The organism is Bacteroides sp. RCH18, from assembly GCF_058231005.1.
Window position 1 is genome coordinate 1,371,791 of sequence record NZ_JBIPTC010000002.1, and the last position, 26,737, is coordinate 1,398,527.

23 protein-coding genes are annotated in these 26,737 nt (G+C 44.5%); 15 read left to right on the forward strand and 8 right to left on the reverse strand.

Translation table 11 applies throughout. From position 1 onward, the window contains the following. The first annotated feature begins 31 nt into the window (after window positions 1–31). The 5 genes from ACHLI0_RS20510 to ACHLI0_RS20530 all read left to right on the forward strand — a co-directional run bounded on the left by ACHLI0_RS20510 (window position 32) and on the right by ACHLI0_RS20530 (window position 9,042). Window positions 32–2,566 carry an HzsA-related protein gene (locus ACHLI0_RS20510; RefSeq protein WP_490749932.1) on the forward strand — a complete coding sequence of 845 codons (2,535 nt, stop codon included), beginning with the start codon at window positions 32–34 and terminating at the stop codon, window positions 2,564–2,566. Next, window positions 2,566–4,365 carry a c-type cytochrome gene (locus ACHLI0_RS20515; RefSeq protein ID WP_119200145.1) on the forward strand — a complete coding sequence of 600 codons (1,800 nt, stop codon included), beginning with the start codon at window positions 2,566–2,568 and terminating at the stop codon, window positions 4,363–4,365. The genes ACHLI0_RS20510 and ACHLI0_RS20515 overlap by 1 nt, the downstream gene beginning before the upstream one ends. Window positions 4,366–4,517: 152 nt before the next feature. Then, entirely contained in the window at window positions 4,518–5,408 is an 891-nt protein-coding gene (locus ACHLI0_RS20520) for an aryl-sulfate sulfotransferase (RefSeq protein WP_221647177.1), read from the forward strand. Between the two features lie 39 nt (window positions 5,409–5,447). Beyond that, entirely contained in the window at window positions 5,448–6,593 is a 1,146-nt protein-coding gene (locus ACHLI0_RS20525; protein WP_490749933.1) for a chorismate transformation FkbO/Hyg5 family protein, read from the forward strand. Window positions 6,594–6,606: 13 nt separating this feature from the next. Then, window positions 6,607–9,042, forward strand: coding sequence for a cytochrome c biogenesis protein (locus tag ACHLI0_RS20530; RefSeq protein ID WP_490749934.1), 2,436 nt, complete (start codon window positions 6,607–6,609; stop codon window positions 9,040–9,042). Between the two features lie 194 nt (window positions 9,043–9,236). On the opposite strand, the gene ACHLI0_RS20535 is transcribed toward ACHLI0_RS20530, so the two are convergent. Both ACHLI0_RS20535 and ACHLI0_RS20540 read right to left on the reverse strand, forming a co-directional pair. Then, window positions 9,237–11,036 carry a hypothetical protein gene (locus tag ACHLI0_RS20535; protein WP_490749935.1) on the reverse strand — a complete coding sequence of 600 codons (1,800 nt, stop codon included), beginning with the start codon at window positions 11,034–11,036 and terminating at the stop codon, window positions 9,237–9,239. A 4-nt stretch (window positions 11,037–11,040) separates the two neighbouring features. Continuing rightward, window positions 11,041–11,454 (reverse strand): HU family DNA-binding protein, encoded by a 414-nt coding sequence (locus ACHLI0_RS20540; protein WP_008760098.1) that lies wholly within the window; start codon window positions 11,452–11,454, stop codon window positions 11,041–11,043. Between the two features lie 581 nt (window positions 11,455–12,035). Between ACHLI0_RS20540 and ACHLI0_RS20545 the strand changes: the two genes are divergently transcribed. Next, complete coding sequence (locus ACHLI0_RS20545; RefSeq protein WP_178068265.1) at window positions 12,036–12,740, forward strand: Ig-like domain-containing protein; 705 nt, start codon at window positions 12,036–12,038, stop codon at window positions 12,738–12,740. Between the two features lie 80 nt (window positions 12,741–12,820). Here ACHLI0_RS20545 and ACHLI0_RS20550 read toward each other — a convergent pair whose 3' ends face one another. After that, the gene (locus tag ACHLI0_RS20550; protein ID WP_008764586.1) at window positions 12,821–13,507 is read right to left on the reverse strand and encodes a DUF4468 domain-containing protein; all 687 of its coding nucleotides are present in this window, start codon (window positions 13,505–13,507) and stop codon (window positions 12,821–12,823) included. A 771-nt stretch (window positions 13,508–14,278) separates the two neighbouring features. On the opposite strand from ACHLI0_RS20550, the gene ACHLI0_RS20555 reads away from it, so the two are divergent. Next, the gene (locus ACHLI0_RS20555; protein ID WP_130041607.1) at window positions 14,279–14,659 is read left to right on the forward strand and encodes a DUF5640 domain-containing protein; all 381 of its coding nucleotides are present in this window, start codon (window positions 14,279–14,281) and stop codon (window positions 14,657–14,659) included. 285 nt (window positions 14,660–14,944) lie between these two features. Here the strand turns inward: ACHLI0_RS20555 and ACHLI0_RS20560 are convergent, their stop codons facing one another. The 4 genes from ACHLI0_RS20560 to ACHLI0_RS20575 are packed head-to-tail and all read right to left on the reverse strand — an operon-like array spanning window position 14,945 to window position 19,341. Further along, window positions 14,945–15,820 carry a sugar phosphate isomerase/epimerase family protein gene (locus tag ACHLI0_RS20560; protein ID WP_008764604.1) on the reverse strand — a complete coding sequence of 292 codons (876 nt, stop codon included), beginning with the start codon at window positions 15,818–15,820 and terminating at the stop codon, window positions 14,945–14,947. 11 nt (window positions 15,821–15,831) lie between these two features. Further along, a complete protein-coding gene (locus ACHLI0_RS20565) occupies window positions 15,832–16,704 on the reverse strand; it encodes a 3-keto-disaccharide hydrolase (RefSeq protein ID WP_227230411.1) in 873 nt (290 codons plus the stop codon). A 36-nt stretch (window positions 16,705–16,740) separates the two neighbouring features. Beyond that, the gene (locus ACHLI0_RS20570) at window positions 16,741–18,216 is read right to left on the reverse strand and encodes a glycoside 3-dehydrogenase (RefSeq protein WP_490749936.1); all 1,476 of its coding nucleotides are present in this window, start codon (window positions 18,214–18,216) and stop codon (window positions 16,741–16,743) included. 57 nt (window positions 18,217–18,273) lie between these two features. Next, complete coding sequence (locus tag ACHLI0_RS20575) at window positions 18,274–19,341, reverse strand: disaccharide 3-dehydrogenase (RefSeq protein WP_008764608.1); 1,068 nt, start codon at window positions 19,339–19,341, stop codon at window positions 18,274–18,276. Window positions 19,342–19,648: 307 nt separating this feature from the next. Here ACHLI0_RS20575 and ACHLI0_RS20580 point away from each other — a divergent pair, with 307 nt between their 5' ends. Further along, window positions 19,649–20,215 carry a 5'-methylthioadenosine/S-adenosylhomocysteine nucleosidase family protein gene (locus ACHLI0_RS20580; protein WP_008764610.1) on the forward strand — a complete coding sequence of 189 codons (567 nt, stop codon included), beginning with the start codon at window positions 19,649–19,651 and terminating at the stop codon, window positions 20,213–20,215. Here ACHLI0_RS20580 and ACHLI0_RS20585 read toward each other — a convergent pair. Then, entirely contained in the window at window positions 20,185–20,544 is a 360-nt protein-coding gene (locus ACHLI0_RS20585; protein WP_008764611.1) for a YbaN family protein, read from the reverse strand. The genes ACHLI0_RS20580 and ACHLI0_RS20585 overlap by 31 nt on opposite strands. 128 nt (window positions 20,545–20,672) lie before the next feature. Between ACHLI0_RS20585 and ACHLI0_RS20590 the strand changes: the two genes are divergently transcribed. The 7 genes from ACHLI0_RS20590 to ACHLI0_RS20620 all read left to right on the forward strand — a co-directional run bounded on the left by ACHLI0_RS20590 (window position 20,673) and on the right by ACHLI0_RS20620 (window position 26,708). After that, the gene (locus ACHLI0_RS20590; RefSeq protein WP_195380707.1) at window positions 20,673–21,047 is read left to right on the forward strand and encodes a 6-pyruvoyl trahydropterin synthase family protein; all 375 of its coding nucleotides are present in this window, start codon (window positions 20,673–20,675) and stop codon (window positions 21,045–21,047) included. Window positions 21,048–21,076: 29 nt separating this feature from the next. Beyond that, complete coding sequence (locus ACHLI0_RS20595; RefSeq protein WP_032840540.1) at window positions 21,077–21,622, forward strand: 7-carboxy-7-deazaguanine synthase QueE; 546 nt, start codon at window positions 21,077–21,079, stop codon at window positions 21,620–21,622. Between the two features lie 56 nt (window positions 21,623–21,678). After that, window positions 21,679–22,419, forward strand: a complete 741-nt coding sequence (locus ACHLI0_RS20600) for a (Fe-S)-binding protein (RefSeq protein WP_008760113.1) — start codon at window positions 21,679–21,681, stop codon at window positions 22,417–22,419. Continuing rightward, complete coding sequence (locus tag ACHLI0_RS20605; RefSeq protein WP_490749937.1) at window positions 22,416–23,801, forward strand: lactate utilization protein B; 1,386 nt, start codon at window positions 22,416–22,418, stop codon at window positions 23,799–23,801. Before ACHLI0_RS20600 ends, ACHLI0_RS20605 begins: the two co-directional genes overlap by 4 nt. Then, window positions 23,798–24,379, forward strand: a complete 582-nt coding sequence (locus ACHLI0_RS20610) for a LutC/YkgG family protein (protein WP_490749938.1) — start codon at window positions 23,798–23,800, stop codon at window positions 24,377–24,379. The genes ACHLI0_RS20605 and ACHLI0_RS20610 overlap by 4 nt, the downstream gene beginning before the upstream one ends. A gap of 203 nt (window positions 24,380–24,582) precedes the next feature. Beyond that, window positions 24,583–25,455: a pyridoxamine kinase gene (locus ACHLI0_RS20615; RefSeq protein WP_055217074.1), complete on the forward strand. Its 873-nt coding sequence runs from the start codon at window positions 24,583–24,585 to the stop codon at window positions 25,453–25,455. 80 nt (window positions 25,456–25,535) lie between these two features. Then, window positions 25,536–26,708, forward strand: a complete 1,173-nt coding sequence (locus ACHLI0_RS20620; protein ID WP_490749939.1) for a DUF418 domain-containing protein — start codon at window positions 25,536–25,538, stop codon at window positions 26,706–26,708. Window positions 26,709–26,737: the final 29 nt, after the last annotated feature.

A 26,737-nucleotide genomic window follows, 5' to 3' on the forward strand; every position in this document is an offset into this window, starting at 1 on the left:
AAGGTAAATTTAAGGTAAACAGGAATTTGAAATGATAAGATCGAAATTAATAAAATGGTTGAAGTGGGGGCTGGCATGTTGCATGCTCGTCCCATTCCTCGCCTGGCAGGCGAAGGACACTTCTTTCCAGCCAACCGACACAAAAGGTTTTATCGCTGAAATGCAGAAGCAGTTTGCGGAGGTTCAGACGATAAAGAAGAAAGAGAATCACAGGGAAGAGCTGGAACGTAAAGTAAGAGATACACACCGGATGTTGATGCATGATTATCCGGTTTATTATGACTGGTGGCTACAGGATGGAAATGATGCGAAAGACATAAAGGACGGGAAAGATGTAAACTGGTTCAGAGGTTCTTTCAGCCAGCAGCTTTCCCTTCGTATGCAGAAACTGAATATTACTACTGCTGTCAATGATACTCCGGAAAGTATCGAAGCGGCTTTCCAGTCTTATCTGAAAGCGTGCGAGAGAAGACGTGCCGAACGTCTGGAAACTTTCACAGCCAATCAGCCGGAGATTGTTTTTACGAAGTTCAGAACGTTGCGTCCTTCTTTCTTTGCTTATACCGAAGGCGTTTCCGATGCCCGTGCCGAGTGCAACTACTTTGCAGGCGGTTCGCTGTCGAAGATTAAGATGAACGGTATCTGGGCGGAGGAAGAAACATTGCTGACGGACGAAGACGGTGTATATCGTGACCCTAATCTTCATTTTGACGGTCAGCACCTGCTCTTCTCCTGGAAGAAGTCTGCAAAAGACGATGACTTCCATTTGTATGAGATGGATTTAAAGACACGTGAAGTCAAGCAACGGACTTTCGGAAAAGGACACGCCGATATTGAAGGTATCTACCTGCCGGATGAGAATATACTTTTCAACTCTACCCGTAGCGGAAGTGCGGTGGATTGCTGGTTTACCGAAGTCAGCAATATGTACCTCTGCGACCGTGAAGGACGTTATATGCGTCAGGTAGGTTTCGACCAGGTGCATACTACTACGCCGACTTTGCTTGACGATGGTCGGGTAGTTTACACTCGTTGGGACTATAATGACCGTGGTCAAGTATGGGCGCAACCCCTGTTCCAGATGAATCCTGACGGAACGGGACAGGCCGAATATTACGGAATGAACAGCTGGTTCCCGACAACGGTAGCGCATACCCGTCAGATTCCCGGTACACGTAAAGTGATGACTGTCTTCATGGGACATCATAATCCCCAGCACGGTAAATTGGGTATTATTGATCCCGAAGCCGGAAGAGATGAGAATGAAGGTGTTATGTTTGTTGCTCCGGTGCGCAAGCCCGAGGCAGAGCGTATAGATAGCTACGGACAGTTTACCGACCAGTTCCAGCATCCTTTCCCGCTGAACGAGACGGAGTTTCTGATTTCCTATACTCCGCTGGGATACCACATCGGACATCCGATGGAGTTCGGCATTTACTGGATGAATGCAAACGGAGAACGCGAATTACTGGTTGCCGATTCGAAGATATCCTGCAATCAGCCCATCTTGCTTGCTCCCCGTAAACGTCCGTTCCATCGTTCGTCTTCTGTAGACTATACGAAGAATGAAGGAGTATATTATATGCAGAATATCTATGAAGGGAACGGCTTGAAAGGAGTAGCTCCCGGAACGATCAAACAGCTTCGTATCGTAGAAATTCAATTCCGTGCAGCCGGTGTAGGCGAAGTGAATGGTAATGATGAGGGAGGTGGCGCATTGGCAAGTTCTCCGGTAGGAGTCGGCAATGCCGCTTGGGACGTGAAGAGAGTGATCGGAGTGACGGATGTATATCCCGACGGTTCCGCTTTCTTTAAAGTACCTGCCCGCAGGCCGCTTTACTTCCAGGCATTGGACGATAAGGGAAGAGTAGTGCAGACGATGCGCAGTTGGTCTACTTTGCAGCCGAACGAAGTTCAGAGTTGTGTAGGATGCCATGAACATAAGAATACGGTTCCGGTGGCAGGTCATCGGGTATCTATGGCAATGGACAAAGGAATCAAGGCATTGGCTCCGGAAGATGAAATGGGAGAACGTAACTTCAGCTATCTGAAAGAGATTCAGCCTATCTGGGACCGAAATTGTATCTCTTGTCATGACGGAGTGAAACATCCGATGAGCCTGAAAGGAGAACTGAAGGTAGTGGACAAACAGAGTAAAAGAAAATATACGGACTCATATCTCAGTCTGACGCATGCCCGTCCGGATGGTCCCGACAGAGCATGGAGAGGCGATGCCCATCACCCGGAAGTAAACTGGATCAGCGCTTTGTCCCAACCTACTTTGTTGCCTCCTTATTTTGCTGGGTCCAACAAGAGTAATCTGATCAAGCGTCTGGAAGAGGGTCATGGAGGTACGAAGCTGACACCGCAGGAGATACGTAAAGTTTCTCTCTGGATCGACTTGCTTGTTCCTCAGATCGGTGACTACCGGGAAGCGAACAACTGGTCGGATCATGACCGGGAGTTTTACGACCGCTACGATAAGAAGCGGAAACAAGCCCGCATGGAGGAACAGGAGAATATTCGCCAGTACATTCAATCTCTTCAAACTAAACAACAGAAATAATGAAAAAGATATTGATACCTGTTAGTATCGTAGCTATACTTCTTTGCGCTAGTTGGAAAGAAGATGCAAAGACGGTTTCGCCGGATCGTTTGTTTCTGGCGGACAGTGGAAAGTCCTTGTTTGTAACGAACAGGGCAGGCAATGAATTAATCAAAATGTCGTCCGACGGACAGAAAGCGGAACAGAAAGTGACCCTTTCTTCGCCCGTCAACGCCATGACACAAGACCCGTCCGGCAACCTTTGGGTGGTATGCGACGGAAACACCGGCATGATGTACGAACTGGATGGAAAGAAACTTTCGGTGCAGTCAAAAACAAAGAGCGGTGCTACGCCTTCGGATATCTTGTACAGTCCGGTGTCCAAATCACTTTGGGTGACACAACGCTTCAACAACGAGTTGTGGGAAATTGATCCGGCAACCCGTAAGGTAAAGACAAAGATTGCGATCGGTCGTGAACCGGTGGCTATGGCTCCGTTTGCAGGAGACTCTTGCCTGCTGATAGCCAATAATCTGCCGGAAATGCCTTCTACGGCTTATCCTATTGCAGTACAGCTCGATATCGTAGATGTTCCTTCAAAGAAGGTGACAGGACGCATCATGTTGCCGAATGGCGCTACCGATGCGAAGTCTGTAGCGGTAGATAAAAATCAGACGTATGCGTATGTCACTCACTTGATTGCCCGTTATCAGTTGCCTACCAATCAGCTGGACCGTGGATGGATGGCTACGAACACGCTGTCCATCATCGACCTGAAGGCGAGGAAACTGCTGACTTCCGTATTGTTGGATACTCCTCAGAAGGGAGCCGCCAATCCGTGGTCGGTGATTGTCACTCCGGATGATAAACAGATTATCGTAGCTGCTGCCGGAAGTCAGGAGCTGGTTCGTATTGACCGCATTGCTTTGCACGAACGTCTGGCGAAGGCAAAGCAGGGAGAGATGGTGACGCCTTCCGTGAAGTCATGGAATAATATTCCGAATGATGCGGGATTCTTATATGGTATCCGCGACTTTATCCCGACACAGGGGAAAGGCCCCCGTTCGGTGGTTGCTACCGGAGATAAGATTTACACTGCCAACTATTATACTTCGGAATTGGTGTCTATGGATTTGAACGGCAAGAATCTGAAGAAGCAGGTTTTGGGTGCTCCGCTGGCTTTCACGAAAGTCGGAAAGGGTGATATGTATTTCCATGATGCAACAATTTGTTTCCAGAACTGGCAGAGCTGTGCTACCTGTCATCCGAATGACGCCCGCATGGACGGACTTAACTGGGATTTGCTGAATGACGGTATGGGAAATCCGAAGAATACCAAGACACTCTTGCTTTCGCATCAGACTCCGCCCTGTATGGCGACCGGTATCCGTAAGAATGCCGAAGTAGCGGTACGTTCGGGTGTGAAGTATATTCTGTTTATGGAAGGTGAAGACGAAATATACGAATCCATCGACGAATATCTGAAATCCCTGAAACCGTTGCCAAGCCCATACCTTGTGAACGGTAAACTTTCCGGTAAGGCAAAGAAGGGAAAGAAGATTTTTGAAGAAAACTGTGCGAGCTGCCATTCCGGAGAGTACTATACAGATCAGAAACAGTATAAGGTAGACTGGACAACGGGTCCGGACAAGGGACTGTCTATGGATGTTCCGGCACTGAATGAATGCTGGCGTACAGCTCCCTATCTTTATGACGGGCGCAGCTATTCAATGAAGGATATGCTGAAAGTTCACGGACCTCATAAGCCTGTCACTGAGAAGGAATTGGAAGAACTGGAAGAGTATGTGTTGTCTCTTTAGTGGGAAGTTTTAGGCACGGATTACACGGATTTCACGGATTTCACGGATGAAGAGCGTAGTTTATAATTAGGTTTAATAAATAAAAACCGTGTAATCCGTGTAATCCGTGCCTAAAGAAACCTATTTATCAAATTATTTTATAGTTATTGTTTATGATAAGAATATATATTATTGCGGTCTTGTCTCTTTTGTTTTCTGCCTCTTCTCTGTTTGCACAGACCAAGACGTTTGCCGGAGCCGATTATTCGCAGGGAATCGTATTTGTGATGGAAAACAACCAAATGGTGTGGAAGCACAAAGCGCCCGATTCTAATGATTTGTGGATATTGCCTAACGGCAATATCCTCTTCACCACCGGACACGGAGTGCTCGAAATGACCCGTCAGAACGATACCATTTTCCATTATGAATCAAAAAGTCCGGTCTTTGCCTGCCAACGTCTGAAGAATGGTAATACTTTCGTTGGCGAATGTGTTACCGGACGGATGCTGGAGATATCTCCCAAAGGGAAGATTGTGAAGGAAACCTGCATTCTGCCGAAAGGTGTGAAGGATGGCGGATTCGCATTCATGCGTAATGCACGGCGGCTGGATAACGGTCATTTCCTCGTAGCTCATTATGGAGACCAGTGTGTGAAGGAGTATGATGCAAACGGCAAGGTGGTGTGGAAGCTGGATGTTCCCGGCGGTCCTCATTCGCTGACTCGTCTGCCTAACGGACATACGCTGATAGCTGTTGCCGATAAAGATCAGAACCCCAGATTGATAGAAGTGACTCCGGAAGGAAAAACGATCTGGGAAATATCGAATGCGGATATTCCCGGAAAGCCTTTGAAGTTTCTCGGAGGTTTTCAGTACTTCTCCGACGGACGTTTCCTGATTACGAACTGGACGGGACACGTGAACCCGAAAGAGAAAGTACATCTGCTGTTGGTAGACCGCCAGAAGAATGTGCTCTACTCTCTGGAGAATACTCCGGAACTACAGACGATGTCTTCCGTATATAGTACAGACAAGCCGGCGGGAGTAGCTTCGTATCATTAATTGATGTCTGTGGCATAAAAAATCATTGAAGTTTGCAATATGAAATATTATCGGATAAAATGTGAAATCTATAAAGCGGAAGGAAAGAGCTGGGAACGAATGGCGGAAGAATTACTTCTGTCAGCCGTTCGCGGGGGAGGAAAGGAACATGGGGGAAAAGTGGTCCGTCTTGTATTCTTTACATTCTGTGAGGATAATCGGGAATATCAACTCCAACGGTCTTTTCTGGAACAATGGGTGGACGATCATTTCGTTTCTCCCCGTCCGGTCCTTTCGCTCGTAGCCCAAAAGCCTTTGGTGGGAGAACTGGTCATGGAAGTCCATTCGTTGCCGGCAACTGCCGGTGAGGAAGTGACGGTAGAAGAACAGATGACTTCTTCCGTCCGCTACCTTCGGGTTACCTCCGGTCATTATCGGGAAATAATAGCGGGAGGACTCTATGCCGACGATTTGACTCTTCCTGTCCGTGAACAGTCGGAGCAGGTGTTCGGGAAAGCGGAAGAAATTCTGAAAGCGGAGCAGATGAGCTTCGGTGATATTGTCCGCCAGTGGAATTATCTGGAACGTATCACGGATATTGTGCACGGCAATCAGTGTTATCAGGATTTTAATGATATACGTTCGCAGTTTTATGCTTCTTCGGAATGGGCTTCCGGATATCCGGCGGCCACAGGAATCGGGACACAACATGGTGGAATACTGGTAGATTTCAATGCCGTCAAAGGAGGAATAGAGATTATCCCGTTGGATAATGACTGGCAGAGAGCTGCCCATGTCTATTCGGATGAAGTCCTGATCAGCCACCGGACGGATGCGGAGAAGGGAACTCCCAAGTTTGAAAGGGGCAAATCGTTGTCCGATCATCAACGGGAGATGATTTATATATCCGGCACAGCCGCCATTCGTGGTGAAGAAAGTATAGTGACGGGCGACGTGCTTGTGCAGACGGAAATCACGCTGGAGAACATCCAGCATCTGATTGGTCTGGAAGAAGGGAGAGAGAAACTTCCGGAACATTCCGGCAAGCTGGAACTTCTCCGTGTGTATCTGAAGCATGAGGAGGATGCAAAGATTGTAAAAGAAGATATGGACAAACTTTGTCCCGACGTTCCTATTGTCTATCTTTATGCCGATGTATGTAGGGAAGAACTGCTTGTAGAAATAGAAGGTATTGCTTATTTGTAAAAACAGAAAACTGATGAAACTGATTCGATTGATCGCTTCTCCGATGTTGATGTACGTATTAGCGGGAGTTTATGCGCTGGTACTGGCAATCGCCACTTTTGTGGAAAATTCGTCCGGTCCGGCCCTTGCGCGCGAATACTTTTATTATGCTCCGTGGTTTATTTTGTTGCAACTCTTGCAGGCTGTCAATCTGTTGGCCATGTTTCTTCAGGGAGGTTATTTCAAAAGAATTAGTAAAGGAAGTCTGCTCTTTCATGGGGCTTTGGTTTTTATTTGGTTGGGGGCGGCTGTTACTCACTATGCAGGAGTAACAGGAATCATGCACATCCGTGAGGGGGAAACGGTGGACCGCATGATGCGCGATGAAGGGGCAGGGATGGGAAATGCCTCCCTGCCTTTTTCTATCACCCTCGACGATTTCCGGTTAAAGCGTTATCCGGGGTCGCACAGTCCGATGTCTTACGAAAGCGATCTGGTGATAAAGAAGGAGAATGAAGCTCCTTTGCAGGCTACGGTTCGGATGAATAAGGTGATTGAAGTGGATGGTTATCGTTTGTTTCAGTCTTCGTTCGATCCGGATGAGCAGGGAACGGTGTTGTCCGTAAGTTATGACCGTCCCGGTATGCAGATTACCTATATCGGCTATTTCCTGCTGTTTGCCGGCTTTGTGCTGACTCTGTTCAGTAAGAAGTCCCGTTTCGGGCGTTTGCGCAGGGAACTGGGGGAGATGAAAAAGAATGCTCCTTTCTGTCTGCTTCTCTTTTTAGGTTTATCCGGTGCGCTGGGCACACAGGCGTCATATGCACAGGAAGCGCTTTCTTCTTCGCAGCTACCTTGCATTCCTGCCCCGCATGCCCGGAAATTCGGCAGTCTGGTACTGCTCAATCCTAATGGTCGCCTTGAACCTGTCAACAGTTACACTTCCGCCATTCTACGCAAACTTTACGGAGCGGACAAGCTGAACAGCATCAATTCAGACCAGTTCTTTCTGAATCTTCTCGCTTTTCCGGATGAGTGGGGTGGCTATCCTTTTATCAAGGTCGATAATAAAGAAATTCTTCAACGGTTCGGAAGAGACGGCAAATACATCGCATGGCAGGATGTCTTTGATGCCGACGGCAACTATGTGCTGACCGATGAAGTGAATGCCATCTATGCAAAATCCGCTTCAGAACGGAAACGAATGGATTCGGATTTGTTAAAACTGGATGAATCGGTGAATATTGTCTATCGTATTATGCAGTATCAACTTCTGCCCCTCTTCCCGGACGAAAACGACGTTCAGGGAAAATGGTACTCGGCAGGTGACGAACAAACCGTCTTTCATGATAAGGATTCCCTGTTTGTTTCTAAAATCATGGATTGGTATATCTACGAATTGGGCAATGGGGCCCGCACTAATAACTGGAAAGAAGCGGACAAGATTGTCGATATGATGCATATCTTCCAGCAGGCAAAAAGTAAAACTCCCGCTATTGATAATCAGAGAGTAAAAGCGGAACTTCTCTATAATCAGTTAAACCTGTTCTTCTGGTGTCGTCTGGCTTACCTGATTTTGGGCGGAATCTTACTTTTCATTGCCTGCGGAGAGATTATCGCGGATTTCAAATGGGGGAGCAGACTGAGCAGCATACTGATTGTTCTTCTGATCGCTGCTTTCCTTGCACACACGACCGGTGTCTTACTGCGCTGGTATATCTCCGAACGTGCACCGTGGGCGAATGCTTACGAATCAATGATCTGCACTTCCTGGCTGCTCGTTGGCGGCGGACTCTTGTTTGCCCGCCGGTTCCGTATTCTCCCTGCGCTTGCCGGACTGTTAGGCGGAATCATGCTTTTCGTGGCAGGACTGAACCATCTGAATCCGGAAATAACTCCTTTGGTTCCGGTGCTTCAGTCGTATTGGCTGATGTCTCATGTCGCCATTATCATGATCGGCTATGTATTCTTCGCACTTTGTGCGCTGACGGGACTGTTTAATCTTATCTTGATGAATCTGCTTTCTGCCACCAATCGGGTGAAACTTCTTTTCCGTATCCGTGAGTTTACCTTACTGAATGAAATGGCAATGATTCTCGGCTTATTCTTTATGACGGCAGGAACCTTCCTCGGTGCTATCTGGGCAAATGTCTCATGGGGCAGATACTGGGGATGGGACCCGAAAGAAACATGGGCGTTAATCTCTATTGTTGTCTATGCGCTGGTACTTCATATCCGTTTTATCCCGTTGTTGAAAGGTAAAACAACCTGGTGTTTCAACTTGCTGTCCGTAGTCTCCATTCTCTCCATTATCATGACTTGGTTTGGAGTAAACTACTACCTGAGCGGCTTGCACTCTTATGGAAAGACCGAAGGGGGAGATTTACTGTTATGGATATGGGGAGCGGGTTTGTGCGTTGTGCTTGTTTTGGCTCTCTTTGCACGCAGGCGTTTGAAAAAGTATTCATGATTCGGTAAATAATAGAATTAGCCGCTTGTGACATTTTTGTCTTTATTCTAAGTATTATACGGGGATAAACAAAAATGTCACAGCGTTTGTAATCAGTGGTTTACCCCTGAAAATGACTTGTTTTTAAAATAAGTTTGCAAAAAACTATAGGATGTTTTTGTCTTTTCCGGATCAAAACTGCATTTTTCTTTCATTTATTTGTGTTTCAGTATTTTAATCATTCTGGCTTCGCGATTCCTGCTGTTTTCTATTTCCGCATATTGTTCCAGTTCTTTCGTCGTTATGCCCCGTCCCGTGTTTAATCCCATCTTTTTATATACCTGTCTGAGCATACTTTTCGCTTCCTGCACGGATATTTCAGCACCCACAGGAAAAGCACGTTGGATATATGTCCGCATTTGCCCGGATTTCTTAATCGTATGCTCGCTACTCACATTTAGTGCTGTCCGCAATTTATTCTCATTATAATCGGCTTCCCTTACAAATTCCGCTCCGAAGCGGCAGAAACAGTCGTATATATACCTGTCGGCGGTAGAAGTAATCAGATTCATCAACATACGTTGATACCTTTTCTGTATTTTCTTGTCGGTAGTTCTGCTCATTTTTTCCATCTCTTCCAGTTTCCGGACGATCAGTTCTGCCCGTTTCTTCTTTGCCAGACGATGCTGGATAGCCATGCGTTCATTATCCGAAACTGGCATCAGGCGTTCTTCGTGCGAGAAGACAAAATATCCGGTCTGCTCGTAAGCAAGGTGCAGCAGATCGGCGGAGGTATACAAGCGTTTCACTTGTTCCTTTTCATAGAAGTTGGCTATCAGAAACGAATCCGGCTTTCCGTTTTCGTCCAGATAAGGGAGGTAAGAGTTTTCTCCGATGGCTTCCTGTAGTAAGGTGCGTTCGCCTATGTTGGTAGTTCGTGCCAGTTGCGACTTCCAGCTGTTGAAAATGGTGGAAGCTCCCTGAATCCAGTGATTGATTTCAGAAGAAGACATACATTCCAGTTCCGGTCGGATAGAAGCGATGTGCGTCACACTGTTGACTCCGCCCCGAAAACGTCCGATAATCTGGATTGCCTCGGTGGCAGGGTCAATAACGGATTGCGCGGCACCATACAAGTCACTGACGAAAATCACATGAGGCGGATTTTTGCAGAGTATGTCTACCGCCGAGTAGAAGCGGGAGGTGAAGAAATTGTAGCGTTCCAGTTCGGTGATCATCATTGACTTTTTGCGGCGGTTTCCTTTCCAGAGCTTGTATTGTCCGTCTTCGCTACAGAATGTGCAGGCATTGCTTAGTTCGGGTATCAACCGGTAAAAGCTGTCTATCGAATCTATACTGTTGCAGAAAATACAGACAGTTCCTCTCTTGGCTTCAATCACTTCCTGCAGGGTTTCCAGTACATTGTTGGTAGTAATCAGTTTCAGTTTCTGCCGATAGACATAATCCGGCTGAATCAATACCCGCATGAAACCGTCAAAACGACTGTCCTTTTCGGGTACGATAGGCGTAGCGGAAATCAGTGCCTTGTTCTGGAAACGAAAGAAATCATTCATCGGTTCGCGGATAGAGTCACGGTAGTGCACGTCCTGTACCAGCTTCTCGCATTCATCAAATAAGATGAAGCATTCCGTATACATATCTATATCCACCGTTTGCATGGCTTCCTTTATCTTGTTGAAGCCTTCGGGCGTAGTCAGTAGTTTGTAATCCTTCTCCCGGTTTGTCTCCAGAAAATCGGCGATCTGCCGGATGCTTACACCTTTATAGACAGCAAGTGCATTCTTATGTACCTTTGCTTTCGACTCGATGACGGGTACATTCGGTTCGATGATAATGGATTTGCGTGGTGCTGTGAGTTCACAGTGCGTGGCACCCAGTCCCGGCAGCAGTTTGTTGATGATGCAATTGGTAGGAATAAAATCTTTTCCTGCACGTTTTAGCGCATCCGCAAAGTATTCTCCTTTCCGGATGGAGTAAATTCGATCGTATTCCATGCAATTAATATTTCCGTTTATTGTGTTTCTTTGGATTGTACTTCTCAAATCCGGCAGCTGAAATACGTTTTTTTAGATTCTTGTCCGCTTTAAAAACTACGTTTTTCACTTGGATGGATTCTGCCCTGTGGTTTTCGTCAGGCTCTTTGTCTTCACAGAAATTTCCGTTTAGAGAGAAACTGCCGAAGTCGTCCAGATTGAGTATGTTTCCGTCTTTCAGTACGGCTTCCATTCCTTCCAGTACTATGCTGAGGCTTTTGTATGCTTCTCCTTTGGATAGGTTGTATTTGGTTGCCAGATATTCTACGAATGCTTTGGTGTCCAGTGTATCCCATGATAGCAGTTGTACCCGGACATTTGTCTCCTTATCTCCTGTGAATGTATCCGCGAAGCGGGTTGTTTTGTAAAGTATGCTCATAATAACTCCTTTTTTGAATAGCCATTGATTATATGCAGTTGAATAACTTCGGTGCTAGACAAGTGTAACTGAAATATTGCACAAGTGTAACTGGATAGTTGCTCAAATGTAACAGATTAATTCATACAGATGAAGTTGCTAAAAGATAAGGGATTATTTTTAGTTTGTGTGGGAAAAACAATTAACTCTTCCTTATGAATTGGTAAAAACATCTTGTCGGTTAAGACGATGCAAAGGTAAGAATAAGTACTGGACTAACAAGAGAATTAGCGAGGAAGAACGTAAAAAGTTTGGTCGTGGAGATGGAGAGGTGATCAATGCGGATGATCCGAGGAATAGAGATTTGATAAGGAGAATGATTAGCGAGTAATTTATAGAAATAATTATTACGGATTAGTGGTGTTATGTTGTTGTTATTTGTATCTTTGCCAAATATTTAGAAAGAACAAGGGAAATGTTCTTTATTTGAAAGATTAAACAGGCAAATGTTTATCACGTTTTACATAAAGGATTCATAGGTGGGATATGGATTGGTAAAATGAATGCACAAACGAAATAAGCTAGCTAAATATTAACAAGTAATGAAAAAGATTTTATTTTTAATGACGGCTGTTTTAGTGATTGCCGGATGTAGTAAGAGTGAAGATGGGAAACTAACTCTGAGTACTAATCAAGTGTCTTTGTATTCGGGCGACACAAAACAAGTAACGGTAAACGACAATGCTACTTGGAGTTCAAAGAGTGAATTTGTAGCTGAAGTAAGTGAGGATGGAATAATCAAAGGAAATCATGTTGGAAAAACAATTATCACTGCAACTTCAGATAATGGAGAGGCGCTGTGTGAAGTTGTGGTAAATGCTAAATATAGCACTTACACAGAACCTGTATTGGAATTTGGTGTGGATAAGGCAACTGTTAAGGCTAAAGAGAAACGTACTATTTGGGAGGATAATGGAAATGTAATAAGTTACAAGGGTGAGAATAGTGCTGTAAAGAAAGTTGCTTATTTGTTTGAGGATGGGAAATTAACATCTTCAGCTTTATCACTTTCTTATTCGTATACTGAAGAAATAGCTAAATTTCTGTCAGAGAGATATCAAGTAGTAGGAAAAACTGATGATGATACATTTTTGTTCATCAATAATGATTTGGACAAATATAGTATGGGGATTGGATTATCCGTTGAAAGTGGTTTCATTATGGTGATGTATATTCCTCAGTCTCCTAAATCAAGGAGTATTCAAGCTGCAGATCTGCAGAAACTTAAATCTATATTGGGAATTTAATATATATTGAAATCTATAAGCTTATTTCGGTGGGAAATTATTAGCGCACCTCGTTCGTTCGAGATGCGCTAATTTATTAATTACCAATTATCAGATTCATTGCCGGCAAGACCATTTTTTACAGCCTCCTCAATCTTATCCATAATTACATTAGAATATGCATGAGTCATTACTAATGCTTTTGAAGAAGTCTTTTTCGCTTTATGTTCATCCTTCTCAATGAAAGGGTAACAGGTTTCAAGCGGCCATTTTTCTGTGGATATGGAAGGCCTGGTGTTGGAAAGAGCAGACATGACACCGCCTCCTACAGCTTTCTCCACCTCAAAACATTGTACGGTATAGGTCACACGAATTTTTTTATCTTTGATGTCCACTTTAATAATAGGGTGAACGCTGACATTGTATGCGTTCATTCCGCCTAAGTGTCCTGCAATATCAGAAAGGTAACCTTTGCCGATAATAACTCCTTCTTCTTTGTCATTAAGTTGAATGACAGAGTTTGCGTCATTAAAAGATTCTACAAACCAATGGTTAAGAGTAACATACAATTTTTCTTTGGTTTGTTCTCCACACTCGATAACCTGGGTATATGTCAGAGAGTTGTTTTTGTCCAGTGCAAGTTGCGAACCTATGTTTGCTGCCGCATCTACCCATTTGTCGCCAAATTTTTCTTTAGCGTACTTTTCCAGTTCTTCACTGCGCATAAGTTGTGCGCTTGCACTAATTGCCATTAATCCAATTAGAGCACTCAAAATAATTCTTTTCATACAATAGTTGTTTGTTTTTCTTAGATTCTAAGAAAAAAGTTAATATTAATTCTGATTACCAGTTTTGATATACATACAATCCTTGGTCTTGCATAGAAGTTTGAAAGACCTTCTTTTCATTTTTTCCTCTATAATCATAGTTTACGCTGATTGCTTTGTAAGATGATTTTCTTCATTTTTATATGTTTATTAAAAGTTTGTTTTGCAGGTTTATTACCAAAGATTTGGTTTTAAATCTTTGATTGAATTTTTTGAATATGTTTAATTGATCTAATAAGTATGGAGATAACGATCATTGAGGTAGGTGTATAATAATCTCATTGCTTAGAAATTAAGCGGAATTTCTTTTTACTTTAGTCATGTTTATATTAAGTTTATATAGGCAAATAGCATTTCCCACTATCTATTTGTCCCACAATGTATATTTCCCGTTAATATTTCCTTATGTTTGTTTTGCCGCTTTGCAGGCAAAGCATTAATGTTAATTAATGCTGCAAAGGTAGGTAGAATATATTGAATGCCAAAAGATTCTCTGATAATTTTCATGTATTAAATGGATATTATAGCTTGTGCTCTTTTCTATGTGAAACTATATATCAGGTATTAATACTTGAGTTGTCGAGTATTAATACCTGATATATCAAGAGTTAATACTTGAGAAGTGAGATGTTAATACTTGATATGTCATATGTTATTGCTTGAAAGACAATTGGCATGACATTAATATTATTCCTACCTTTGCCGAACAAACAAATTAAATATCTATACGTAATGAAAAAGCTTCTTTTTTTTATGATTTTATTGTGTCCAATAGTATTGGGGGGATGTTCTTCTGATGATGATGATTGGATGGACTTAGATTCGAAACACTTGGTAGGAACATGGTCAACGGGTACGGAAGGAACTCACAAATACTTAAAATTTGAGAATGATGGAACCGGGTATTATGCGCTTCTTAACGGAGCTAGCTTTTTAACTAACTATTTATTTACGTATGAAATCTCAGGTGATAATATAAATATTGAAATTACCTATTCTGATGATGGAAATAAGCTCAAAGGACAGAAAAAAGTATGGGAGTGTTTATTTTCAAAAGATATATTAAAGATAAAGAACGGTTCAGAAGATGGAACTTACAAGAGGGTAGAATAAAGATAGGCTTTCCTAACGTTTAACAAGATCTATCCCAACTAGATGTATAGGGAATTTTATGTAGTAACTCTGTTTTAAGAATCGAAAAGGGGCAACTAGTTCGTTGTGAGTTAGTTGCCTTGTATTTTAATGATTAGAAGGAGTTTTCTTTTATAGTGCCATCGATGATCCAGTATATAAATACTTCGCATATCTTTCAGAATAATAGCCGGGCAATACCAAGAAAAAACAGTAGACTCAAGCAATAAAGCGTGAACCTACTGTTTCCTTTTTCTGTATTTACTTCTATTTACTATAAGACGCCTTTACAAAAGGAGCATCCAGCAAATAGTCCAGACTCTTCTTGACACTTTCCTCTACAGGACAACTGTACCCTTCTATTTCAGCAACAATATGCTTTACGCCGGCAACCTTTGCATTTCTGAAGATAGCATCGAATCCGACCATACCACTATCTCCGATTTCTTTGTCATCTTTGATATGAAGCACGGTGAAACGTCCCGGATACTTGTTGAAATAGTCCACAGGACTGTGCTGCCCTCTGACAATCCAATATACATCCATCTGAAAAAAGACATACTCAGGATTGGTATTCTCAATCATATAGTCCAACATAACCGCTTGATTTTCTACTTTCTGAAATTCATGCGCATGATTATGATATCCGAATTTCATACCGTTCTGCTGACATCTTTTGCCTATTTCATTGAAATAGTCGCAATACATCTTCATCTCTTTCATTGTTTTAGGAACACCGATTCCCGGATTTACGATGTATTTCATGCCTGCTGCTTTATGAGCGGCAATGCTTTGATCCCACCATTTCAGTGACTCGGAGAAATCTCCGGAAGCCACTTCCTTGTCCGACAATCCTCTGGAACAATGTGAAGACAGTACTTTCATACCAGCCTTTTCGACAGCATTCTTAAACTCTTCCGGAGTTTTGCCATAGAACTTGCCATTATCATAATTGGCGGCTTCGATGCTGGTGTATCCCATTTGCGCCAGATTCTTCAAAACTACGTTGAGGTCAGTTCCATTATTTATGATGTCTCTGACCGAATAGAGTTGTATGGCAATGTCTTTCTTCTTTTTCGCATCTGCTGCCTGCGGAATTGCTAGCAGTAATGCGAACAGCACTAATAAATAGTTCGTTTTCATAATATGATGTATTAGTCAAGAACCTTCACGCGGATATTGCGGAACCAAACGTCATCACCGTGATCCTGCATTCCGATAAATCCTTCGTGGTTTTCACCACCGCAATTATTCAGCAGTTCAAAAGCCAACGGCCATTTGTCCTGACTGAACTTGCTGGCCTGCAAAAGGTCAGTCCATTGTTTGGTCCACAAGTGATATTCGAGTACATTCTCGTCATTCTGTCCGTGAACAACCGTACCTTTATAAACCATGATCTTAGCCTTGTTCCATTCGCCGAAAGGTTTTGCATTCTGAGGAACTGCCGGAATCATGTCATATAAAGAAGCCGACTGACGGTTATTGTCTTTCCCCAATTTAGCATCCGGATGATTGTCATTGTCCAATACCTGATATTCAGGTGCGGAAATATAAATAGGTTCGAGCACGTCGTTGCCGTCCTTATCTTTAGAAGTCACTTCTTGAGCCAGATAGAAGATGCCGGAGTTACCGCCTTTGGAAACCTTCCATTCCATTTCCAGTTCGAAGTTTTTGAATTTGTGGGCAAAGATCAGGTCTCCGCCGTCGCCGTTCTGCGCTTCACCGCTACCAGAACCGTTGAACTTGATACAACCGTCCTCGATAGTCCACTTGGAAGGAACTCTGTCCTTGCCATAACCACGCCATCCATTAAATGTTTTGCCGTCAAAGATAGTGATGTAACCATCCGCATCTACCGGTAATTGCAAGCTATCCATCTCTGCTGCTTTTAATGATTTTGAATATGATACTGCTACTTCGTTTGCCGATTGCTCTTCCTGAGCACTCCCGGCTTTCTTCTGACCGCTGCAGGAAACTAAAACTCCCGCTGCAAGACAACAAGCTAATGGGTAAAATACTTTTTTCATATAATATCAATTTATTTTTTGATCTTTAATTTCCTCTTATCGTGGCATATCAGGCAAATTCCATCCTTCGCGATAGTTATGTTTCACCAGTTCGGCTGCGAATTGTTTCGCATTGATCGGATCTGTCCAGGTCTTATTGAATGACGGGTGACCATCATGAATCGTAAATCCGTCCTTAATGCAGGTTCTGAGTGTTTCGTTATCACCGATATTGGTGAAGCACATATTGGCTCCATCCCATTCCAGTGTCTTGTTCAATGCTTGCAGGCGAATAGCCAATACCCCCATTACTACCATTTCATTCATCGGTCCTGCTTCGGAGAAGTCAGATTTAGGCATCACGCGGTTTGACTTGTCTTCTTTACAAGCGCGTACCCAGTCCATTTCATGAGAACAAGTAATACGGCGGCAAACTTTCGGTGCATTGGGCACACGGCCTGACAACAAGAAAGGTTGGTCTCCATAGCATCCGCAAATCAATGTATCCTTTGTTCCGTGGAAAATAGTCAGCCCACCACCGGGGCCCATCAGTTGTTTTCCTTCCGGGAAACCTTTCGGACGTTCCGGCATCATACCGCCGTCATACCAATGTATCTCAACTTCCGGCAAGGCAACTTTCGGCATATTGTCGCGGGCGGGGAAAATCATCTTCACGTGTTGGGCCTGAGGAGCGCAGGCACTCAGTAATAAAGTAGAAGAACCTTCCACCTTGGTAGGATAACCCAGTTTCAGAGCTCTGAACGGCTGATGCAGAATATGACAGGCCATATCACCCAGTGCACCTGTACCGTAATCCCACCATCCGCGCCAGTTCCAGGGATGATAAACGTTGTTGTACGGGTTCAGTTTGGCAGGTCCGGTGAAAAGATCCCAGTTCAATGTGTTGGGGATGCGGTCTGCCTTTTCGGGTGCATTCAGTCCTTGCGGCCAGATAGGACGGTCGGTGGCGCATTCCACTTTGGTTACTTCACCGATTTCTCCATTCCAGATCCATTCGCAAACCAGGTCGGTACCTTCGCCCGATGCTCCCTGGTTACCCATTTGAGTAACTACTCCGGTAGAGGCGGCGAGCTTGGTCAACAAACGGGATTCGTAAACGGAGTGGGTCAACGGTTTCTGGCAATATACGTGCTTGCCCATTGTCATGGCGTCTGCCGTGATGATGGCATGAGTATGGTCGGCGGTAGCAATGATTACGCCGTCAATGGATTTGCCCATTTCATCGTACATCTTGCGGTAATCCCAGTATTTCTTCGCATTCGGGAATTCATCGAATACGCCTTTGGCATATTTCCAGTCTACGTCACAAAGAGCTACAATGTTCTCGGTGCCCTTCACGTTGTTGATGTTGGCATGCCCCATACCGCCGATACCTACGGCTGCGAGGTTCAGTTTGTCGGTTGGTGAAACGTGCCCGTGGCTCATACCTAAGATAGAGCTGGGAGCAATGGTGATTCCTGCTAAAGCAGCAGCCCCCGTTTTAAGAAATTTTCTTCTTGAAAAGTCTGACATGGTTTTATTTTTAAGAGTTAATAATTGATTTCAGTTTCTTATTTTATTGAATATTTATCATGGCTTTTGAAGTAATCCGTATCCATTTTTCATATTTCTTCTTCTTTCCCATATTTGCTCAAGTGTCTCCAGTTCACCGATAGCAGGCAAATCATGTGTATAGGCATCGTGCAAAAAGGTCCACGCATATTCCGATGCGATGGCTGAATCGCGTATGAGCGGCAGTTGGGGATTTCTGATTCCGGTCTCTATGGAGTCGGCGAATAAGTCGCACAGCACATCGATGTTTTTTCCACCGAACGGCTTCTCTATATGATGTGTCTGCGTTACTCCACGCAGATCGACTACAGCTGTCTTGAAGTCATGTGTCATTCGGGCGATACCTTTGGTACCGATGATGTCCACGTATGAGTTATGAGTCTGATCTTTGGACAATTGTCCGTACACAAACCCCTGAGTGATATCAAAAACAACGCCGTTCTGGAATGTCCCGTGACACTGTACCCACCAAGGATCTTTATAACTCCACATATTGACGCCCTGCGCATGCCATGTCTTGTATTCGCATCCGGCATACCAGCGTGCAATGTCTACATAATGCATTCCGCAGTCATGGAAGGCGGGGCCTTCATATTCGTGACCTTCGCCCGGTGCGAGACCCGGAGTCATGTGGCAGATTCGCAGAATGGCAAGTTCGCCGATCTCGCCCTGATCGATAAACTGTTTGATAGTCTGATGATACCAGGCGTTGCGGAGATATAAATTGACAGTAGAAAAACAACTGGCTTTCTCGGTGATGTCCACTACTTTCCATTCTTTGTCTATGGTGTCTGATACCGGTTTCTCGGAGATGATATGTTTCCCGTATTTGATAGCCTTTTCAATCCGGTCAAGCCTTGAGTCTGCCAATGCGAAGAGTCCGACCACCTGCACACTTTCATCATCGAACATTTCCTGTTCATTTTCGAGTATTTTCGATTCGGGCGACAATTGCTTTGCCAGTTCGCGGCAGTCGGGATTGATGTCGCAAATGTATGCGACATCCCATCTTCCGCTTTTCTGCATCTCTTTCAAATAAAATCGTCCCATTCGACCGAATCCAATAAGACCAACTTTAATTTTCATCGTATATCTTTTTTAGTTTCTTTATCCCTTTATATATTTTGCCTTGTGAGGCATCAGCTTATATAGTAGTATTAATAAGACGATCATCTTTCGACAAACCACTAAAAAGCCGAAAAGAATAGTGTGTTTTCGTTACCGCTTTCTTTAAAAATATGTCCTAACAGTTGATAACTGTTGAATTCGACAAAGTTAGCGAACGCCGAAAGCAACCATCATTAAAAACTGATCATTTTAGAACAATCTCTGACCATTTCGAGTATAAATGCTTATTTTTGCATCTGATAATGTCTATTTATACAGAAAACTTATGCTGAAAATATTAGTAACGTATGCCGTTCAAGGCGAATTTGTAGAGATAAAGTGGCCCGATGTAGAGCCTTATTACATCCGTACGGGGATTGGAAAAGTGAAGTCCGCCTTTCATCTGGCAGAAGCGATCCGCCAGGTGCAGCCCGATCTCGTTTTGAATCTCGGAAGTGCCGGAACAGTCAATCATCAGGTAGGGGATATCTTTGTCTGCCGCAAATTTATAGACCGCGATATGCAGAAACTTGCCGGACTAGGTATGGAATGCGAAATAGATTCTTCCGCTTTGCTCGAAACAAAAGGCTTTTGCAAGCATTGGACGGAAGAGGGAATCTGTAATACGGGAGATGGTTTCCTGACGGAACTGACTCACGTAAGCGGAGATGTCGTCGACATGGAAGCGTATGCGCAAGCCTTCGTCTGCCGTTCCAAAGAGATTCCTTTTATCTCCGTGAAGTACGTGACCGACATTATCGGACAAAACTCCGTGAAACATTGGGAGGACAAACTTGCCGACGCCCGTCAGGGGCTTTCGAACTATTTCAATGTCTTGAAAGAAAGAATATGATAGGTGACTCCTGCCGCTATCAGTCCCAGAAGAATTTTCACCCATAGGAACGGAATCAGGAAGAAGATGCAATAGAGCATCGTTCCCCACATCAGCACAAGTGAGATAATCTTGGCGCGGAGCGGTATTGCCTTGTTTTCCCGGAAATTGCGGATGTATGGACCGAAGTGCCGGTGATTCAGCAACCAGTTATATAATCGTGGCGACCCTTTGAAATAAAGTGCGGCGGTCAGTAACAGAAAAGGGGTAGTGGGCAGTAACGGCAGAAAGATGCCGAGAATGCCGAGTCCGAGAGATATGCTTCCTAAAACAATATAAAGAGTTTTCATTCGGCAAAGATAGTGTAAAAACAGGAAAAAATAATCGGGTTTGCTGGATGAAAGCTCTTTTTATATTACCTTTGTCCTTGCATCGAGGTGACATTAGATGCTTGTAACTATATTAAATATATACAGCCATGTTTACAGTAATCAAACGCATGGAGATATCAGCTTCTCACAAGCTGGTACTTCCGTATCGCAGTAAATGCGCCAGTCTACACGGTCACAACTGGATTATCACTGTCTATTGCCGTTCCTCACGGCTCAACTCCGAAGGAATGGTGGTGGATTTCACCCGAATCAAAGAAGTGGTCACGGAGAAACTGGACCATCAGAATCTGAATGAAGTACTTCCATTCAATCCGACAGCAGAAAACATTGCCCGATGGGTTTGCAAGCAGATTCCGCAATGCTATAAAGTAGAAGTGCAGGAGTCCGAAGGAAACATCGTCATCTACGAGAAAGATGCTGCGGCAAACGAGAAAACTCCGGTAGCAGGAGAGACAGAATAGACAATAGAAATTTTAGAACAGCTCGAATGATGAGAAAGATTAATGAAATCTTTTACAGTCTACAGGGTGAAGGCTACCACACAGGTACTCCGGCAGTCTTCATCCGCTTTTCCGGATGCAACCTGAAATGCAGCTTTTGCGACACACAACACGAAGCAGGCACCTTGATGACTGACGACGAAATCATAGCCGAAGTCAGTAAATATCCCGCCGTTACCGTCATCCTCACAGGGGGAGAACCTTCGCTCTGGATAGACGACGCGCTGATCGACCGTCTGCACGAAGCGGGCAAATACGTTTGTATCGAAACCAACGGCACGCGACCGCTGCCGGAGTCCATCGACTGGGTGACCTGTTCGCCCAAGCAGGGTGTCAAATTAGGGATTACCCGGATGGATGAAGTGAAAGTTGTCTACGAAGGGCAAGATATAAGTATTTATGAACTGCTTCCCGCTGAACATTTTTTCCTCCAGCCTTGTTCTTGTAATAACACTGCTTTGACAGTGGACTGTGTAATGCGACATCCTAAATGGAGACTAAGCCTGCAAACGCACAAACTAATTGACATCCGGTAAGCTGATAAAACGGATGTAGTAGCAGAGGATGCATCTAAATTTTACGTAATATAATTATGAAAGTAGGTTTATTTATTCCTTGTTATATCAATGCTATCTATCCCAATGTGGGGGTAGCATCGTATAAACTATTGAAAAGTTTAGGAGTAGATGTCGATTATCCGTTGGATCAGACCTGTTGCGGACAACCGATGGCGAATGCCGGTTTTGAAGATGAATCGATGAAGCTGGCGCTCCGTTTTGACGATCTGTTCCGGGAGTACGATTACATTGTCGGCCCTTCCGCCAGTTGTGTGGCATTTGTGAAAGAGAATCATCCCGGTATCCTTGAAAAAGAAGGGCACGTCTGCCAGAGTGCGGGGAAGATTTATGACCTTTGCGAGTTTATCCATGATGTGCTTAAACCGACGAAGATACCCGCACGCTTCCCGCATAAAGTCAGTATCCACAACAGTTGCCACGGTGTGCGCGAACTCTTGATTTCCGCTCCCAGCGAGTTAAATATCCCTTATTACAATAAATTGCGCGATCTGCTCGATATGGTCGAAGGCATCGAAGTTTTCGAGCCCAGCCATATAGACGAATGTTGCGGGTTTGGCGGTATGTTTGCCGTAGAAGAGCAGGCGGTGTCCGTCTGCATGGGGCGTGATAAGGTGAAAGACCACATGGCTACCGGAGCCGAATACATTGTCGGAGCGGACAGTTCCTGCCTGATGCACATGCAAGGTGTGATCAAACGGGAGCATCTGCCGATTCAAATTATCCACATTGTCGAAATTTTAGCGTCGCAATCATGAGTACCAAACATTCAAAGGCTGCCGAAAAGTTCTTGCAGGACAGCAAGATGGCAGCATGGCATAACGAAACCCTTTGGATGGTCCGAGCCAAAAGAGACAAGATGAGCAAGGAAGTTCCCGAATGGGAAGAACTGCGCAACAAAGCTTGTGAACTGAAACTGTATTCCAACAGCCACCTCGAAGAACTCTTGCAGGAGTTTGAAAAGAACGCCACTGCCAACGGAGCGATTGTGCACTGGGCAAAAGATGCGGACGAATATTGTGCCATTGTGTACGAAATACTGAATGAGCATAATGTACATCATTTCATCAAGAGCAAGTCGATGCTTGCCGAAGAGTGCGGGTTGAATCCCTTCTTGATGGAACGCGGAATAGACGTGGTAGAGTCCGACTTGGGCGAACGTATTCTGCAATTGATGCATCTCGAACCGAGCCATATCGTTCTTCCTGCTATCCACATCAAACGGGAGCAAGTGGGAGAACTGTTTGAAAAGGAGATGGGGACGGAAAAAGGAAACTTCGACCCGACCTACCTTACTCATGCCGCACGCAAGAATCTGCGCCACCTCTTTTTGAATGCGGAAGCCGCCATGACGGGCGCCAACTTTGCCGTAGCCTCTACCGGAGACATTGTAGTCTGCACCAATGAAGGGAATGCCGATATGGGTACTTCTTATCCCAAACTGAATATAGCCGCTTTCGGCATGGAGAAGATCGTGCCGGATCTGGATGCGCTGGGTGTGTTCACCCGTCTGCTGGCACGTTCGGCAACCGGACAGCCGGTGACTACCTATACTTCTCATTACCGCCGTCCGCGTGAAGGTGGCGAATATCATATTATTATTGTGGATAACGACCGGAGTACGATCCTTTCCAAGCCCGACCATATCAAGACATTAAACTGTATCCGTTGCGGTGCCTGTATGAATACCTGTCCGGTCTATCGCCGAAGTGGGGGATACTCCTACACTTACTTTATACCCGGCCCTATCGGTATCAATCTGGGGATGGCTCATGATCCGGAGAAGTATTATGATAATCTTTCTGCCTGTTCCTTGTGTATGTCCTGTTCTGATGTCTGTCCGGTAAAAGTGGATTTGGCAGAACAGATTTACAAGTGGCGTCAGGACCTTGACGGATTGGGAAAGGCGAATACCGGAAAGAAGATAATGTCCGGGGGCATGAAGTTCCTGATGGAGCGTCCTGCATTGTTCAATGCGGCTTTGTGGGCGGCTCCGATGGTAAACGGCCTGCCACGCTTTATGAAATACAATGACTTTGACGATTGGGGCAAAGGACGCGAACTGCCGGAATTTGCCAAAGAGTCATTCAACGAAATGTGGAAGAAAAACGAGGTACAGGGAAAGGAGGAATCAAAATGAGCAGCAGAGAAGAAATATTGGCGAGCATCCGCAAGCATACGCAGACACGCTACGAAAAGCCGGATATAGCGGATATGAAACGTTTGACGTATCCGGACAAAATGGAGCAATTTTGCGCTATCAGCCGTGCGGTAGGCGGTACGGCAGTGGTATTGGGCGAAGGCGAAGATGTGAATGCCGTCATTCGCCGGACGTATCCGGATGCGATGCGCATCGCTTCCGGATTGCCGGATATATCTTGCGCAACTTTCAATCCGGATATGGTGGACGACCCGAAAGAACTGGACGGAACCGAGGTAGCCGTTATTCGGGGAGAGATCGGAGTAGCGGAGAACGGCGCTGTCTGGATACCGCAAACCGTGAAGTACAAAGCGATTTATTTTATTTCGGAGAAACTGGTGATTCTGATCGACCGGAATAAGATTGTGGATACCATGTACGACGCTTATCGCAAACTGGACGGACAGGAATATCAGTTCGGTACCTTTATTTCCGGCCCGTCAAAGACGGCGGACATCGAACAGGCATTGGTCATGGGAGCGCATGGAGCACGGGAGGTTTTGGTCATATTGACGTAACTCCGCTTTATTATTCTAAAATAAATTTGGATTTAAAACAATAGAAGCTTAGTTTTGTTAGGACAAAGAAAAATGGAGCTTCTGTATAAGATAAACAAAGGCTCTGTTGATAGGAAACAGAGCCTTTGTTGTTGATATATAGAGCCTCTGTTTTCTGTCTCATCCATGGAAAGAACTATAATCGTCTAAATAATAAAAACAGTATGTATGCAAATAAAGTAAAGAAGATAGCTGCCGTTCATGACCTTTCGGGGATGGGACGTGTTTCTCTGACAGTCGTTATTCCTATTTTATCTTCTATGGGTTTTCAGGTTTGTCCGCTTCCTACGGCAGTATTGTCTAACCATACGCAGTATCCCGGCTTCTCCTTTCTGGACCTGACGGATGAAATGCCGAAGATCATAGGCGAATGGAAGAAGCTGGAAGTTCAGTTTGACGCTATTTATACCGGTTATCTGGGTTCCCCGCGGCAGATTCAGATTGTTTCCGATTTCATCAAGGATTTCCGACAGCCGGATAGTCTGATAGTAGCCGATCCGGTGCTGGGTGATAACGGCCGGCTTTATACCAACTTTGATATGGAGATGGTGAAAGAAATGCGTCATCTGATAACCAAAGCGGATGTGATCACACCGAATCTGACAGAACTGTTTTATTTGCTGGACGAACCGTATAAAGCGGATAGTACGGATGAGGAACTGAAAGAATATCTCCGTCTCCTGTCCGACAAAGGTCCGCAGGTGGTTATTATCACCAGTGTTCCGGTGCACGATGAGCCTCATAAGACTTCCGTATATGCTTACAATCGTCAGGGAAACCGCTACTGGAAAGTGACTTGCCCTTATCTGCCTGCCCACTATCCGGGCACGGGGGATACATTCACAAGTGTGATCACCGGCTCCTTGATGCAGGGAGACAGTCTTCCGATGGCGTTGGACCGTGCTACCCAGTTTATTCTGCAAGGGATTCGGGCAACTTTCGGCTATGAGTATGACAATCGGGAAGGTATTCTGCTGGAAAAAGTGCTTCATAATCTGGATATGCCGATACAAATGGCAAGCTATGAGTTGATATAATTAATATTTATAAACTTTTGTACTTCAGATATTTCTACTATTTTTACTGCCTAATTAGTAATCATGAATAAACATATCTGATGACTCAAACACTTAAAACGACTGAACGGCTCGGAGTAGTAGATGCTCTGCGCGGATTTGCCCTGCTGGCTATTGTATTGTTGCACAACCTTGAACACTATAATCTGTTTTTACCGCTGGATTATACGTTGCCGGCATGGTTGCAGACTATAGATAAGTATGCGTGGGATACCATGTTCTTCCTGTTTGCAGGGAAGGCATACGCTACGTTCTCTTTGTTGTTCGGATTTAGTTTCTATATCCAGTTTCATAATGCGGAAAAGCGCGGAACAGATTTCCGTGGACGATTTGCGTGGCGGATGTGCCTGCTTTTCCTGTTTGCACAGTTACATGCCTTGTTCTACAACGGGGATATTCTTTTGCTTTATGCAGTAGTCGGCTTTGCCTTGATTCCTGTTTGCAAGCTCAAAGATAAGACAGTCTTTTGGATTGCTGCCATCTTACTTTTGCAACCTTATGAATGGGGGCGTGCCATCTATGCAATGATCAATTTGGAGTATGTACCGTCAACAGGGCATTTTATTCCTTATTATAAACTTGCTCAGGAAGTGACATCCAATGGCAGTTTCTTTGAAGTACTCCGTTCCAATATCACTGACGGACAGTTGTACAGCAATATCTGGCAAGTAGAAAACGGTCGCCTGTTCCAGACCGCAGCTTTATTCATGTTCGGAATGCTTTTAGGACGCCGGAAGTATTTTATGAAAAGCGAAGAGTCTTTGCGTTTCTGGAAGAAGATGCTGACAGGTGCCATCCTTGCATTTATCCCTCTCTATTGCCTGAAAACTTTTATACCCGCTTTGATTACAAACCCGTCTATAATGGTTCCGTATAAGATTGCTGTTCCGTCTTATGCCAACTTTGCTTTTATGGTCATTCTTGTTTCTGTCTTTACCTTGCTTTGGTTTAAGAAGGACACAGGATATAACTGGCAAAGTCTGCTGATTCCTTACGGCCGCATGAGTCTGACAAACTATATTTCTCAGTCAATCATGGGAGTAACCATCTATTACGGATTCGGACTGTCAATGTACAAGTATGCAGGAGCAACGGGAAGCCTGCTGATTGCATTGCTTATCTTCACTATTCAGTTGATATTCAGCCGCTGGTGGCTTGCCCGTCATAAGCAAGGACCGTTGGAATTCCTGTGGCGTAAAGGAACTTGGATTTAGACTCTTATAACGACTGACAAGCGCTTATT

Coding starts and splice junctions, on each gene's coding strand:
- ACHLI0_RS20545 (WP_178068265.1), top strand. CDS start 12,036: ATGAAAAAGATTTTATTTTTAATGACGGCTGTTTTAGTGATTGCCGGA.
- ACHLI0_RS20600 (WP_008760113.1), top strand. CDS start 21,679: ATGAAAGTAGGTTTATTTATTCCTTGTTATATCAATGCTATCTATCCC.
- ACHLI0_RS20590 (WP_195380707.1), top strand. CDS start 20,673: ATGTTTACAGTAATCAAACGCATGGAGATATCAGCTTCTCACAAGCTG.
- ACHLI0_RS20540 (WP_008760098.1), bottom strand. CDS start 11,454: ATGAGCATACTTTACAAAACAACCCGCTTCGCGGATACATTCACAGGA.
- ACHLI0_RS20610 (WP_490749938.1), top strand. CDS start 23,798: ATGAGCAGCAGAGAAGAAATATTGGCGAGCATCCGCAAGCATACGCAG.
- ACHLI0_RS20605 (WP_490749937.1), top strand. CDS start 22,416: ATGAGTACCAAACATTCAAAGGCTGCCGAAAAGTTCTTGCAGGACAGC.
- ACHLI0_RS20510 (WP_490749932.1), top strand. CDS start 32: ATGATAAGATCGAAATTAATAAAATGGTTGAAGTGGGGGCTGGCATGT.
- ACHLI0_RS20615 (WP_055217074.1), top strand. CDS start 24,583: ATGTATGCAAATAAAGTAAAGAAGATAGCTGCCGTTCATGACCTTTCG.
- ACHLI0_RS20525 (WP_490749933.1), top strand. CDS start 5,448: ATGAAATATTATCGGATAAAATGTGAAATCTATAAAGCGGAAGGAAAG.
- ACHLI0_RS20595 (WP_032840540.1), top strand. CDS start 21,077: ATGAGAAAGATTAATGAAATCTTTTACAGTCTACAGGGTGAAGGCTAC.
- ACHLI0_RS20520 (WP_221647177.1), top strand. CDS start 4,518: ATGATAAGAATATATATTATTGCGGTCTTGTCTCTTTTGTTTTCTGCC.
- ACHLI0_RS20575 (WP_008764608.1), bottom strand. CDS start 19,341: ATGAAAATTAAAGTTGGTCTTATTGGATTCGGTCGAATGGGACGATTT.
- ACHLI0_RS20555 (WP_130041607.1), top strand. CDS start 14,279: ATGAAAAAGCTTCTTTTTTTTATGATTTTATTGTGTCCAATAGTATTG.
- ACHLI0_RS20585 (WP_008764611.1), bottom strand. CDS start 20,544: ATGAAAACTCTTTATATTGTTTTAGGAAGCATATCTCTCGGACTCGGC.
- ACHLI0_RS20550 (WP_008764586.1), bottom strand. CDS start 13,507: ATGAAAAGAATTATTTTGAGTGCTCTAATTGGATTAATGGCAATTAGT.
- ACHLI0_RS20560 (WP_008764604.1), bottom strand. CDS start 15,820: ATGAAAACGAACTATTTATTAGTGCTGTTCGCATTACTGCTAGCAATT.
- ACHLI0_RS20535 (WP_490749935.1), bottom strand. CDS start 11,036: ATGGAATACGATCGAATTTACTCCATCCGGAAAGGAGAATACTTTGCG.
- ACHLI0_RS20570 (WP_490749936.1), bottom strand. CDS start 18,216: ATGTCAGACTTTTCAAGAAGAAAATTTCTTAAAACGGGGGCTGCTGCT.
- ACHLI0_RS20565 (WP_227230411.1), bottom strand. CDS start 16,704: ATGAAAAAAGTATTTTACCCATTAGCTTGTTGTCTTGCAGCGGGAGTT.
- ACHLI0_RS20530 (WP_490749934.1), top strand. CDS start 6,607: ATGAAACTGATTCGATTGATCGCTTCTCCGATGTTGATGTACGTATTA.
- ACHLI0_RS20580 (WP_008764610.1), top strand. CDS start 19,649: ATGCTGAAAATATTAGTAACGTATGCCGTTCAAGGCGAATTTGTAGAG.
- ACHLI0_RS20620 (WP_490749939.1), top strand. CDS start 25,536: ATGACTCAAACACTTAAAACGACTGAACGGCTCGGAGTAGTAGATGCT.
- ACHLI0_RS20515 (WP_119200145.1), top strand. CDS start 2,566: ATGAAAAAGATATTGATACCTGTTAGTATCGTAGCTATACTTCTTTGC.